Raw genomic sequence first — 12,397 nt, 5'->3', positions numbered from 1 at the left:
CGCCGGGGTCAGCCCGCCCCGTAGACGGGCTCGGGGGCGGGGGCCTTGGCCAGGAGGTCCTTGACGACATCGCCGACCTCGGCCGGGTCCCACTTGGCGCCCTTGTCGGCTGCGGGACCGTGCCGGAAGGCGTCCATCACGCAGATCCTGCCGCCCTCGGCCTCGAAGACCCGGCCCGTCACGTCGCGGGACCCGGCGGAGCCGAGCCAGACGACCAGGGGCGAGACGTTCTCGGGGGCCATGGCGTCGAACTCGCCCTCGGCGGGGGCGGCCATCGTCTGCGCGAAGACCTCCTCGGTCATCCGGGTGCGGGCTGCGGGCGCGATCGCGTTGACCGTCACGCCGTAGCGGCCCATCTCGGCGGACGCGACGAGGGTCAGCCCGACGATCCCGGCCTTGGCCGCGGAGTAGTTGCCCTGGCCGACGCTGCCGAGCAGCCCGGCGCCGGACGAGGTGTTGATCACACGGGCGTCCACCGGGCGGCCCGCCTTGCTCTCCGCGCGCCAGTACCGGCCGGCGTGCTTGAGCGGCAGGAAGTGGCCCTTGAGGTGGACGCGCATGACGGCGTCCCACTCGTCCTCGCCCAGATTGATCAGCATGCGGTCGCGCAGGAACCCGGCGTTGTTGACGAGGACGTCCAGCCGCCCGAACGTGTCGATCGCGGTGGCGATCAGGGCGGCGGCGCCCTCGTCGGCGGCGATGTCGTCGGTGTTGGCGACGGCCTTCCCGCCGAGCGCCTCGATCTCCTGGACGACGTCGTGCGCGGGACCCCCGGAGGCGTCGCCGGTGCCGTCCCGCGCGACGCCGAGGTCGTTCACGACGACGAGGGCGCCCTGGCGGGCGAACTCCAGCGCGTGCGCGCGGCCGAGGCCGCGCCCGGCGCCGGTGACGGCGACCACCCGGTCCTTGCAGATCATCGCGATTCCTCCTTGTTCACGGTGGCGGCGTCCAGGAAGGCGGGGCGTTCTCCCCCGCCGTGGACCTGCATCGACGCGCCGGTGACGTAGGACGCCAGGTCGGACGCCAGGAACGCGCAGGCGGCGCCGATGTCGTAGGGGTCGGCGAGGCGGCCCATCGGTACGGTCTCCGCGACCGCCGCGATGCCGTCCTCGTCCCCGTAGTGCAGGTGGGACAGTTCGGTGCGGACCATCCCGAGGATGAGCGTGTTGACCCGGATGTGCGGCGCCCACTCGACGGCCAGCGACGTCGTGAGGCTGTGCAGACCGGCCTTGGCGGCGCCGTAGGCGGCGGTTCCGGGCGACGGCCGCGCCCCGCTCACGCTGCCGATGTTGATGACCGAGCCGCCGCCCGCCTCCATGATCTTCGGCTGCAGCGCCCGCGCCATGATCAGCGCCGACGTCAGGTTCAGCTCGATGATCTTCACGTGGGTGCGCAGGCTCCCGTCGGCGACCGGCAGGAACGGGGCGCCGCCCGCGTTGTTGACCAGGACGTCGACGCGGTCGGCGCCGTCGGCGAACGCCTGCACGGCGTCCGCGTCGCGGACGTCCAGGGAGACGAACCGCGCCGTCCGGCCGCCCGCTTCGGGCAGCGTCTCCGGCTCGCGCCGGGCGACCGCGACGACGTCGGCGCCCGCCTCCAGGAGGGCGCGGCTGATCCCGGCGCCGACCCCGCGCACGCCGCCCGTGACCACGGCGGTCCGGCCGCCCAGGTCGAGGGTCAGTGACATTCCGCCTCCTCTGCTACCTTCTGTTCTAACAAATGTTTGGTGGAAAGGTAGCGCATGGGAGTCTCCACCACGACCCTGGACGGGGTCGCCGAGATCGTCGTGGACGCGCCGCCGGTCAACGCCCTGACCGTCGCGGGCTGGTACGAGCTGGCCGACGCGGTCACCGCGGCCGGCCGCGACCCGGACGTCGGCGCCGTCGTGCTCCGGGCCGAGGGCCGGGGCTTCAACGCGGGCGTCGACATCAAGGAGATGCAGAGCACCGAGGGCCACACCGCCCTCGTCGGCGCGAACCGCGGCTGCTACGCGGCGTTCGCGGCCGTCTACGACTGCGAGGTCCCGGTCGTCGCGGCCGTCAACGGCTTCTGCCTGGGCGGCGGGGTCGGCCTCGCCGGCAACGCCGACATCGTGGTCGCCTCGCAGGACGCCTACTTCGGGCTGCCGGAGGTCGACCGGGGCGCGCTCGGCGCCGCGACGCACCTGGCCCGTCTCGTCCCGCAGCACCTGATGCGCGCGATGGTCTACACGTGCCGCAACGTCACGGCGGAGGAGCTGCACCACCACGGCTCGGTGCTGGAGGTCGTCCCGGCGGACGAACTGCGCGCCAAGGCCATGGAGGTCGCCGCGGACATCGCCGCGAAGGACAAGTACGTCATCCGGCGCGCCAAGGAGTCGCTGAACGGCATCGACCCGGTCGACGTGAAGCGCAGCTACCGCTTCGAACAGGGCTTCACGTTCGAGCTGAACCTCGTCGGCGCGGGCGACGAGCACCGCGACGCGTTCGTGGGCAAGGGGGCGAAATGAGTTCCAAGGTGATGTCGGCCGACGAGGTCGCCGCGTCGCTGGAGAGCGGCATGACCGTCGGGATCGGCGGCTGGGGGTCGCGGCGCAAGCCGATGGCGCTCGTCCGGGCGATCCTGCGCTCGCCCGTCACCGACCTGACGGTGGTGACGTACGGGGGGCCGGACGTCGGGCTGCTGTGCGCGGCCGGCAAGGTCCGCCGGCTGGTCACCGCGTTCGTGACGATGGACTCGATCCCGCTGGAGCCGCACTTCCGGCAGGCGCGCCAGTCCGGGGCGATCGAGCTGACCGAGTACGACGAGGGCATGTTCATGTTCGGGCTGTACGCGGCGGCGCACCGGCTGCCGTTCCTGCCCACCCCCGTCGGGCTCGGCTCGGACGTCCTGAAGGTGAACCCGGAGCTGAAGACGATCCGGTCGCCGTACGAGGACGCGACCGAGCTCGTCGCCGTCCCGGCCCTCAAGACGGACGTCGCACTGGTGCACATGAACCGCGCCGACGCGCGCGGCAACGCCCAGTACCTCGGCCCCGACCCGTACATGGACGACCTGTTCGCCAAGGCCGCCGACCGCACGTACGTGTCGTGCGAGCGGCTCGTCGACACGGCCGAGTTCGCCAAGGAGGGGCCGGTGCAGTCGATGCTGATCAGCCGGTCGCACGTGGCGGGCGTGGTGGAGACGCCGAACGGGGCGCACTTCACCGACTGCGCGCCCGACTCCGGGCGGGACGAGAGGTTCCAGAGGCTCTACGCGCAGTCGGCGGCCGATCCGGAGAAGTGGGCCGAGTTCAGCGAGCGGTTCCTGTCCGGCGACGAGGCCGCCTACCAGGACGCCGTCCGGATCTGGCGGGAGGAGTCTCGATGAGTGATGTGACGCGCGCCGAGGTGTGCGCGGCGGCCTGCGCCGACCTGTTCCGGGGCGACGGGGAGATCGTCGCGGCGGCGGTGGCCGGGTTCGTGCCGATGCTGGGATCCCGGCTGGCGCGGGCCACGTTCGCGCCCGGCCTGCTGACCACGGACGGCGGGCCGTCGCTGAGCGCCGAGCCCGTCCCCCTCGGCGGGACGGCCGAGACGGTCGAGGGCTGGCTGCCGTTCCGCGACCACCTGTGGCTCGTCCTGAACGGGCGGCGGCACGTGGTGATGGGGCCGAGCCAGATCGACGCGCACGGCAACACCAACATCTCGTGCATCGGCGACTGGGAGCGTCCGGCCCGGCAGCTCCTCGGGGTGCGCGGCGGGCCCGGCAACACGCTGCTGAATCCGACGAGCTACTGGGTGCCGAAGCACTCGACGCGCGTGTTCACCGAGAAGGTCGACATGGTGAGCGGCGTCGGCTGGGACCGGGGCGCGCACGAGATCCGCGCCGTCGTGACCAACCTCGCGGTGCTCGACTTCGACACGCCGGAGAAGCGGATGCGGCTGCGGTCCGTCCACCCGGGCGTGAGCGTCGGGGACGTGGTGGCGGCCACCGGCTTCGAGCTGGCCGTCCCGGCCGAGGTGCCCGAGACGCGGCTGCCGGACGGCGAGGAACTGCGGATCATGCGCGAGGTCCTCGACCCGAAGGGTTGGCGCGAGCGGGAGGTCCCGGCTTGATGGAGCAGCTGCTCGATACCCCGCTGACCCGGCTGGCCGGCGTGCGGCACCCCGTCGTCCAGACCGGCATGGGCTGGGTCGCGGGGCCGAAGCTCGTCACGGCCACGGCGAACGCGGGCGGCCTCGGGATCCTGGCGTCGGCGACGATGACGCTCGACCAGCTCGCCGAGGCGATCCGCGAGGTCAAGGACCGCACGGACGCGCCGTTCGGCGTCAACCTGCGGGCGGACGCCGGCGACGCGGGCGACCGCATCGACCTCCTGATCAAGGAGGGCGTGAAGGTCGCGTCGTTCGCGCTCGCCCCGAAGAAGGAGCTGATCGCCAAGCTGAAGGACGCCGGGCTCGTGGTGATCCCGTCCGTCGGCGCGCGGCGGCACGCGGAGAAGGTGGCCGGCTGGGGCGCGGACGCCGTGCTCGTCCAGGGCGGCGAGGGCGGCGGCCACACCGGCGCCGTCGCGACCACCCTGCTGCTGCCGCAGGTCGTGGACGCGGTCGACATCCCGGTCATCGCGGCCGGCGGCTTCTTCGACGGGCGCGGCCTCGCCGCCGCCCTGGCCTACGGGGCGGCGGGCGTCGCGATGGGGACCCGGTTCCTGCTGACGTCCGACAGCTCGGTGCCGGACGCGGTCAAGCAGGTGTACCTGGAGACCGGCGAGACCGTGGTGACGCGGCAGGTGGACGGCATGCCGCACCGGGTGCTGCGCAGTGAGCTGGTCGACACGCTCGAGAGGTCCGGACGGGTCGGCGGCCTGGTGCGGGCCGTGCGCAACGGCGCCCGGTTCAAGAAGCTGTCCGGGATGTCGTGGCGCGCGATGATCGCCGACGGGAAGGCGATGAAGCACGGCAAGGACCTGTCGTGGTCGCAGGTGCTGATGGCCGCGAACACGCCGATGCTGCTGAAGGCGGCGATGGTGGACGGCCGCCCCGACCTGGGCGTGATGGCGTCCGGCCAGGTCGTCGGCGTCATCGACGACCTGCCCACCTGCGGTGAGCTGATCGACGGCATCGTGCGGCGGGCCGCCGAGTCGATCGCCGCCCAGCAGTCGCTCCTGGTGCGCTAGACGCCTGCGGCGCCGAGGCCGCGCAGCACGGCCGCCAGTCCCCCGCGGAACTCCTCGCCGGGGCCGAGATGGCGGGCGTGCCGCGCGGTCTCCGTCAATGCGGGGAACTGGCCGGCGGGCAGCGCGGCGATGACCGCGGTCCCCTCGCCCGACAGCGCGCCCAGGTGCTCCAGCTGGATCGCGCCGATGATGTAGGCGATCAGGGCGCGCAGCGCGATGGCCGCGCGCGGCCCGGTGATGCCCGCCTCGGCGAGGATCGAGGCGACCGCCTCCCCCCAGCACAGCGAGCCCGCCGAGGCGTGCCGGTGGGTGAGCGTCAGCGGCACGATCGCGGCGTGGGCGCCGAACGCGTCCCGCAGCCGCAGCGCCATGGCCTCGATCCGCGCGTCCCAGGGCCCCTCGGACGGCGGCGTCGGGTCGACCTCGGCGTAGACCAGGTCGACGACGAGCCCTTCCAGCTCCTCCCGGTCGCGCACGTAGCGGTAGAGCGCCATGGTGCTCGTCCCGAGCTCCTTGGCGACGGCGCGCATGGACAGCCCGGCGAGCCCGTCCCGGTCGATGACGGCGAGCGCGGCTCCGGCGAGCCTCTCGGTGCTGAGCGAACGTGGTCGAGGCATGGCGCTTGACAGCGTACGACATACGCTTACGATCGTAGGCGTACGCCATACACCTATGGAGGACGCTCATGCACCTCGCACCCGGCTCCGACGTCCCGGCACGCGAACTCGCCCCGGTCAGCGGCGCGCCGCTGACCGTGCCCGACCCCGGCCGCCTCGTCCACCTGCAGTTCCGCCGGTTCGCGGGCTGCCCCATCTGCAACCTGCACCTGCGCTCGTTCACCGTCCGGCACGACGAGATCGAGGCCGCCGGGATCCGCGAGGTCGTCGTGTTCCACTCGTCCGCCGAAGAACTGCGCGAGCATGTCGCCGACCTCCCGTACGCCGTGATCGGCGACCCGGAGAAGCGGCTGTACGCCGAGTTCGGCGTGGAGTCCGCCCGCCGCGCGCTGCTGGACCCGCGCGTCTGGTGGACGATTTTGCGGGCCGTCGCCGCCGGCACGTGGCAGGTCGCGCGGGGCCGCGCGCGGGCGCCGAAGTCCCGCCCGGACGGCGGGCGCCTCGGCCTGCCCGCCGACTTCCTCATCGGGACCGACGGCCGCCTCCTGGCCGCCAAGTACGGCGAGCACGCCGGCGACCAGTGGAGCGTCGACGACCTCCTCGCCCTGGCCGCCGGGACCCCGGCCCAGACGCCGCGGTGAGCGCGGCGCGACGGCCCGTATCAGTAGCGTCCGCCGACGGCGGCGGGGACGTCGTCCAGCTCGGCCAGGTCGCCTTCGGTGAGGTCCAGGTCGGCGGCACCGGCGTTGTCGTGGAGGTAGCGCTGCTTCTTGGTGCCGGGGATCGGGATGACGTGCTCGCCCTGGGCCAGCGTCCAGGCGATGGCGACCTGCGCGGGCGTGGCGCCGCGCCGTCCGGCGACTGACCTGACCACGTCCACGATGCGCAGGTTGGCCTTCAGCGCGTCCTCCTGGAAGCGCGGGTTGACGCCGCGGAAGTCGGTGTCCTCGAAGTCCGCCGATGTGACCGCCCCCGTGAGGAAGCCCCGCCCGAGCGGCGAGTAGGGCACGAACGCGGCACCGTTGGCGGCGCACCAGGCCACCACGTCGCCCGGACCTTCCCCGGTTCCCGCGGCGTGGCCCGGCGCCGTGCCGGCGATCCCGCCCGGCGCGCCCAGCGCGTCGCGCGTCCACAGCGACAGTTCCGACTGGATCGCCGCGACCGGGTGGATCGCGTGCGCCTCCGCGGCCTGCGCGACGGTGACCTCCGACAGGCCGAGCCTGCGGACCTTCCCCTCGGCGACCAGCTCGGCCATCGCACCCCAGCTCTCGGCCAGCGGCACGTCCGGGTCGACCCTGTGCAGGTAGTACAGGTCGATCACATCGGTCCCGAGGCGGCGCAGGCTGTCCTCGGCGGACGCCTTGACATGCGCGGGCGTCCCGTTCCGGACGAGGTTCCAGGACGCCTCGTCCTCGACGACCAGTCCCGTCTTCGTCGCCAGGACCGCCTCGTCCCGGCGTCCCTTCAGCGCACGGCCGACGATCGTCTCGTTGTGGCCGTCGCCGTAGGGCTGGGCGGTGTCCAGGAATGTGACGCCGAGGTCGACGGCCTCGCGGATCAGCGTCACCGACGCGTCGTCGTCCCGCTCCGACTCGGTGTAGGCCCAGCTCATCCCCATGCATCCGAGCCCGACCGCGCCGACCTGCGTCCCAGCGAATTCGCGCGTCCTCATGAATCCTCCTCGATGGTTCTCGCTACGAGGACGATCATGCGGGACGGGTCAGGGTCTCAACAGACTCCGCTCATCATGGGTGTGGCACCACCACCCTCTGGGCCGGCTCAGCTCGCGGCCGCCATCCCGGGGCGCGCCATCAGCCCTTCGAGCCGCTCCTGCGTGCCGGTGCCGGGCCGCGGGTTGTACAGCACGAGATTGCAGCCCGGGCGGTCGGCGAGCGGAAGCAGCGTCCCCTCGAAGATCAGGTCGCCCGCGTCCGGATGCCGGATCCCCTTCACGGCCTGCGTGTTCGCGCTCACGTCGTGGCGCGGCCACAGCTCGGCGAACTCCGGGCTGACGGCCAGCATGTCCGCGATGATCCGGCCGAACTCCGGGTCCTCCGGGTGGCGTGCGACGTCGGCGCGGAACCGCGCGACGACATCGGGCGCCGTCACGGCCCAGTGCGTGTTCATCGACCGGTATCTGACGTTGGTGAAGAACGTGACCAGGCAGTTGTGGTCGGTGTCGCCGTAGCCGAACACCTCGCGGGCCGCGTCGTTGATCGCGATGAAGTTCCAGTGCCGGTCGCGGACGTAGGCGGGGCGCGGCGACCAGGCGTCCAGCACCCGCTGCAGTTCGGGCGTCACCGGGACGGCCGGGGCCGCGTCCGCGCGCGGCGGGTTCAGGCCGGCGAGCAGGTAGAGGTGCTCGCGTTCGGCGGCGTCCAGGTGCAGGGCGCGGACGATCGCGTCCAGCACGTCGCCGGACACCGTGATGTCGCGGCCCTGCTCCAGCCACGTGTACCAGGACACGCCGACCCCCGCGAGGACGGCGACCTCCTCGCGGCGCAGGCCCGGCGTACGGCGCCGCCCCCCGTCCGGCATGCCGACGTCGGCGGGGGTGAGCCGGGCGCGGCGCGTGCGCAGGAAGTCGCGGAGCTCGTCGCGGCGGCCGGGGGCGTGACTCGGGCTTGCCATACCGTCACGATATCCGGCGCCTTGATCAGGCGATGGTTCCCGCGGCGCGGAGCGCGGCGATCGCGGCGTCGGTGCGGCCCAGTTCGCGCAGGACGGCGTCGGTGTGCTCGCCCAAGGCCGGGATCGGGTCCATGCGGGGCTCGGCGTCCGCGAACGTGATCGGCGGCAGGAGCGCCCGGACGGCGCCGACCGGGGAGCCGACCTCGCGCCAGCGGTCCCGCTCGGCCAGTTGCGGGTGGGCGATCAGGCCGTGCCCGTCGTTGAGGGACGCGTTGGCGACGCCCGCCTCATCGAGCCGCCTCAGCAGTTCGTCCCGGCCCATGCGGGAGGTGACGCCGGCGACGATCGCGTCCACCTTCTCCCGGTTGCGGACGCGTGCCCGGTTGGTCGCGTACTCGGGGTCGGTGACCAGGCCGGGCCGGTCCAGGACGCCGGTGGCCAGGGCGGCCCAGCCGCGGTCGTTCTGCACGCCGATGACCACGTCCACTCCGTCGGCGGTCGGATAGGCGTCGTAGGGGGCGATCACCGGGTGGCTCAGCCGGGTGCGCGGCGGCGCGGACCCGGTGTAGAGCGTCGTGTACATCGCCTGGCTCATCCACTCGGCGACCGCGTCGAACATCGTGATCTCGATCGACGCGCCCCGCCCGGTGTTGCCGCGCCGGACGAGCGCGGCGAGCACGCCGGAGAAGGCGTACATGCCGGCGGCGATGTCGGCCAGCGGCGACCCCGCCTTCACGGGCGTCTCCGGGGTACCGGTGACGGAGATCAGCCCGGCCTCGGCCTGGACGAGCATGTCGTAGGCGCGCTTGTCCCGGTACGGGCCGCTCGTCCCGTATCCGGACATGTCGACCACGATGAGGCGGGGGTCGCGGGCCCGGAGCGCGTCCGCGCCGAAGCCGAGCCGCGCCGCCGCGCCGGGCGCGAGGTTCTGCAGGAACACGTCGGCGTCCGCGACCAGGTCGGCGAGGATCGCGCGGCCCTCGGCCTGCTTCAGGTCGAGCGCGACGGACTCCTTGGAGCGGTTGAGCCAGGCGAAGTGCGTGCCGAGCCCGCCGCGCACCGCCGAGTCGTAGGCGCGGGCGAAGTCGCCGCCGTCGACCCGCTCCACCTTGATGACGCGCGCGCCCTGGTCGGCGAGTTGCCGCGTGGCGAACGGCGCCGCCACCGCCTGCTCCAGCGCGACGACCGTGATCCCCTCCAGCGGCAGCGGGGGATCAGTGCCCTCCGGGGGACGCCCCGCGGGGCCCGGCGGTGGACTGACCGGTGATCCTCGCTCCGCCGCGGTCACCGGTCAGTCCTCCAGCAGCCGGCGGCCGATGATCATTTTCTGGATGTCGGCGGTGCCCTCGCCGATCAGCAGCATCGGCGCCTCCCGGTAGAGGCGCTCGATCTCGTACTCCGTGGAGTAGGCGTAGCCGCCGTGGATGCGGAACGCGTCCTCCACGACCTCCTTGCAGTACTCGCTGGCCAGGTACTTCGCCATGCCCGCCTCAAGGTCGTTGCGCTCGCCGGAGTCCTTGCGGCGCGCCGCCATCACCATCATCTGGTGCGCGGCCTCCACCTTGGTCGCCATCTCGGCGAGGCGGAACAGGACGGCCTGATGCTCGGCGATCGGCCTGCCGAACGTCTCACGCTGCCGCGCGTAGCCGAGGGCCAGTTCGTAGGCGCGCTTGGCGACGCCGCAGCCGCGCGCCGCCACGTTGACGCGGCCCACCTCGACGCCGTCCATCATCTGGTAGAAGCCGCGGCCCGGCGTCCCGCCGAGGATCTGGGACGACGGCACGCGGTACCCGTCGAAGATCAGCTCGGTGGTGTCGACGCCCTTGTAGCCCATCTTCTCGATCTTGCCGGGGACGGTCAGGCCCGGCGCGACCTCGCCGAAGCCGGGGGTCTTGTCGATGAGGAACGTGGTCATGCCCCGGTGGCCGGCGTCCGGGTCGGTCTTGACGAGCGTCGCGACGAGGTTGGCCGAGCCGCCGTTCGTCAGCCACATCTTCTGGCCGCTGATCAGGTGGTCGCCGCCGTCCGGGACGGCGCGGGTCGTGATGGCGGAGACGTCCGAGCCGCAGCCCGGCTCCGACATCGAGAACGCGCCGCGGATCTCGCCGGTCGCCATCTTCGGCAGGTAGTGCGCCTTCTGCCCGGCCGTCCCGTGCTGAGCGATCATCCAGGCGACGATGAAGTGGGTGTTGACGATGCCGGAGACGCTCATCCAGCCGCGCGAGAGCTCCTCCACGACGAGCGCGTACGTGAGCAGCGACTCGCCGAGCCCGCCGTGCTCCTCGCCGATCATCAGCCCGAAGAGCCCGAGGTCCTTCATGCCGTCCACGATCGACTGCGGGTACTCGTCGGCGTGCTCCAGGGCGGCGGCGACCGGGAGGATCTCCTTGTCGACGAACGCCCGGACGGTCGCGATGATCTCGCGCTGCTCGTCCGTCAGCCCGTGGGTCTGCTGCAGCCTGCTCACTCGTGCTCCTCCCTAGCGGCCTTCGAAGCGCGGCGGGCGGCGCCCGGCGAACGCGGCGCGGCCCTCGGCGAAGTCGGCGCTGCCGAACAGGGCCGCCTGCTCCTCGCGCTCGGACTCCAGCAGCCGCTCCAGGCTGTGGTCGGCGCGGGCCAGCAGCCGCTTGGCGGCGGCCACCGACAGCGGGGCCAGCGCGGCGGCCTCGGCGGCCAGTCCGAGCGCGGCGTCCAGGGCCCGGCCGGGCGGCGCGAGGGAGTCGGCGAGGCCGATCTCGTAGGCGCGGGACGCGGGGACCGTCCGCCCGAAGACGAGCATCTCCTTGGCGCGGCCCATGCCGACGCGCTGCGGGAGCGTCCAGAGGAGGCCGCCGTCGGCGACGAGGCCGACCTTGCCGAACGCGGCGACGAACCGGGCGTCCTCGGCGGCGACCACGTGGTCGCAGACGGCGGCGAGGGACACGCCGAGCCCGGCGGCGGCGCCCTCGACGGCCGCGATCACCGGCGTCCCGCAGGCCGCGATGAGCCGGACGGCCTTGTGCACGGGCGCGAGCCGGTCCCGCACCGCGTCGGGGCTCGCGCCCTCCATCGACCGGATGTCGCCGCCCGCCGAGAACGTCCCGCCCGCGCCGGTCAGCACGATCGCCCGGACCGCCGGGTCGCCGTCCGCGCGCCGCAGTTCCTCCAGGAGCCGCTCGCGCATCGGGATGTCGATCGCGTTGCGGGCCTCCGGCCGGTTCAGCGTGAGCACGCGCGCCGCGCCGTGGCCGGTGACCGTGACCACCCCGTCGTCCATCAGCCCTCCTGAAATTTTTTATACGATACGGCGGCGCGAAGGGCGTCGTCACTCCGGGCCGGCCTCCCAGAAGCCCTGCGCCTCCAGGTGGACGACCAGCAGGGTGCCCGCGTGCCGGATGTGGGCGCGCATCGCCTGCCGCGCGGCGTCGGCGTCCCCGGCGCGCAGCGCGGCGAGGACGAGCTGGTGGTCGTCGACCGACGCCCGCGTCCAGCCGTCGATGCTGGCGTAGAAGCGGCGCGGCGCGTACCGGACGACGGTCCGCAGCAGCCAGGCCGTCTTCGGCGACCCGGCGGACAGGTTGATCAGCCGGTGGAACTCGTGGTTGGCGCGCTCGATGCCCGCCGAGTCCCCCGCCGCGAACGCCGCCTCGAGCTGCGCCTGGAACCGGTCGAGCGAGGCCAGCTCCGGCTCGGCGACGCGTCCGGCGGCGGCGCGGGCGGCCAGCTCTCCGGCGAAGTACGCCTGCGCCTCGAACAGGTCCTGGACGTCCTGCCGGGTCAGCGGCGCCGGCATGAACCCGCGCCGGGGCTCCAGCGTCACGAAGCCCTCGCCGCGCAGCGACAGCAGCGCCTCCCGGACGGGCGTGACGCTGATCCCGAGGTCCTCGGCGATCCGCTCCAGGCGGAGGAACTCCCCGTGCCCGACCTGGCCCGACATGATGAGGTCGCGGACGTAGGCGGCCACCTCGTCGCTCAGCTGGCGGCGCCTGCCGAGCGCCCGGTCGCCGGGACGGGCAACGGTCATCGTCTCCCC

General features: G+C 73.2%; 14 protein-coding genes. 5 read left to right on the top strand and 9 right to left on the bottom strand.

The genetic code is table 11. The annotated features are described in order from the left end of the window. Positions 1 to 8 precede the first annotated feature (8 nt). Both AL2_RS27575 and AL2_RS27570 read right to left on the bottom strand, forming a co-directional pair. The gene (locus AL2_RS27575; RefSeq protein WP_067638568.1) at positions 9 to 917 is read right to left on the bottom strand and encodes an SDR family oxidoreductase; all 909 of its coding nucleotides are present in this window, start codon (positions 915 to 917) and stop codon (positions 9 to 11) included. After that, a complete protein-coding gene (locus AL2_RS27570; RefSeq protein ID WP_067638566.1) occupies positions 914 to 1,687 on the bottom strand; it encodes an SDR family oxidoreductase in 774 nt (257 codons plus the stop codon). The genes AL2_RS27575 and AL2_RS27570 overlap by 4 nt, the downstream gene beginning before the upstream one ends. Before the next feature lie 54 nt (positions 1,688 to 1,741). On the opposite strand from AL2_RS27570, the gene AL2_RS27565 reads away from it, so the two are divergent. Genes AL2_RS27565 through AL2_RS27550 form a run of 4 tightly spaced genes read left to right on the top strand, consistent with a single transcriptional unit; the run spans position 1,742 to position 5,137 of the window. Continuing rightward, on the top strand, positions 1,742 to 2,488 hold the full coding sequence (locus AL2_RS27565; protein ID WP_067638564.1) for an enoyl-CoA hydratase family protein: 747 nt from the start codon (positions 1,742 to 1,744) through the stop codon (positions 2,486 to 2,488). Beyond that, complete coding sequence (locus AL2_RS27560) at positions 2,485 to 3,348, top strand: CoA transferase subunit A (protein ID WP_067638561.1); 864 nt, start codon at positions 2,485 to 2,487, stop codon at positions 3,346 to 3,348. The genes AL2_RS27565 and AL2_RS27560 overlap by 4 nt, the downstream gene beginning before the upstream one ends. Further along, on the top strand, positions 3,345 to 4,076 hold the full coding sequence (locus tag AL2_RS27555) for a CoA-transferase subunit beta (protein WP_067638559.1): 732 nt from the start codon (positions 3,345 to 3,347) through the stop codon (positions 4,074 to 4,076). The genes AL2_RS27560 and AL2_RS27555 overlap by 4 nt, the downstream gene beginning before the upstream one ends. After that, positions 4,076 to 5,137, top strand: a complete 1,062-nt coding sequence (locus tag AL2_RS27550) for an NAD(P)H-dependent flavin oxidoreductase (RefSeq protein ID WP_067638557.1) — start codon at positions 4,076 to 4,078, stop codon at positions 5,135 to 5,137. Before AL2_RS27555 ends, AL2_RS27550 begins: the two co-directional genes overlap by 1 nt. Here the strand turns inward: AL2_RS27550 and AL2_RS27545 are convergent. Further along, complete coding sequence (locus tag AL2_RS27545; RefSeq protein ID WP_067638555.1) at positions 5,134 to 5,754, bottom strand: TetR/AcrR family transcriptional regulator; 621 nt, start codon at positions 5,752 to 5,754, stop codon at positions 5,134 to 5,136. The genes AL2_RS27550 and AL2_RS27545 overlap by 4 nt on opposite strands. Positions 5,755 to 5,822: 68 nt before the next feature. Here AL2_RS27545 and AL2_RS27540 point away from each other — a divergent pair, with 68 nt between their 5' ends. Further along, positions 5,823 to 6,395, top strand: coding sequence for a peroxiredoxin-like family protein (locus AL2_RS27540; RefSeq protein WP_067638553.1), 573 nt, complete (start codon positions 5,823 to 5,825; stop codon positions 6,393 to 6,395). A 20-nt stretch (positions 6,396 to 6,415) separates the two neighbouring features. Here AL2_RS27540 and AL2_RS27535 read toward each other — a convergent pair whose 3' ends face one another. The 6 genes from AL2_RS27535 to AL2_RS27510 form a co-directional block, all read right to left on the bottom strand. Beyond that, positions 6,416 to 7,426: an aldo/keto reductase gene (locus AL2_RS27535; protein WP_067638551.1), complete on the bottom strand. Its 1,011-nt coding sequence runs from the start codon at positions 7,424 to 7,426 to the stop codon at positions 6,416 to 6,418. 107 nt (positions 7,427 to 7,533) lie between these two features. Then, positions 7,534 to 8,385 carry a helix-turn-helix transcriptional regulator gene (locus tag AL2_RS27530; protein ID WP_067638549.1) on the bottom strand — a complete coding sequence of 284 codons (852 nt, stop codon included), beginning with the start codon at positions 8,383 to 8,385 and terminating at the stop codon, positions 7,534 to 7,536. Between the two features lie 25 nt (positions 8,386 to 8,410). After that, a complete protein-coding gene (locus tag AL2_RS27525) occupies positions 8,411 to 9,673 on the bottom strand; it encodes a CaiB/BaiF CoA transferase family protein (RefSeq protein WP_083946963.1) in 1,263 nt (420 codons plus the stop codon). Between the two features lie 3 nt (positions 9,674 to 9,676). Then, the gene (locus tag AL2_RS27520) at positions 9,677 to 10,852 is read right to left on the bottom strand and encodes an acyl-CoA dehydrogenase family protein (RefSeq protein ID WP_067638547.1); all 1,176 of its coding nucleotides are present in this window, start codon (positions 10,850 to 10,852) and stop codon (positions 9,677 to 9,679) included. A gap of 12 nt (positions 10,853 to 10,864) precedes the next feature. After that, the gene (locus AL2_RS27515) at positions 10,865 to 11,641 is read right to left on the bottom strand and encodes an enoyl-CoA hydratase/isomerase family protein (RefSeq protein WP_067638545.1); all 777 of its coding nucleotides are present in this window, start codon (positions 11,639 to 11,641) and stop codon (positions 10,865 to 10,867) included. A 48-nt stretch (positions 11,642 to 11,689) separates the two neighbouring features. Beyond that, entirely contained in the window at positions 11,690 to 12,388 is a 699-nt protein-coding gene (locus AL2_RS27510) for a GntR family transcriptional regulator (protein WP_067638721.1), read from the bottom strand. Positions 12,389 to 12,397: the final 9 nt, after the last annotated feature.

The sequence above is a fragment of the Actinomadura latina NBRC 106108 genome (assembly GCF_001552195.1).
GTDB lineage: Bacteria > Actinomycetota > Actinomycetes > Streptosporangiales > Streptosporangiaceae > Spirillospora > Spirillospora latina.
Note: the sequence above shows the minus strand (reverse complement) of the source record. Positions and strands in the feature narration are given on the sequence as shown.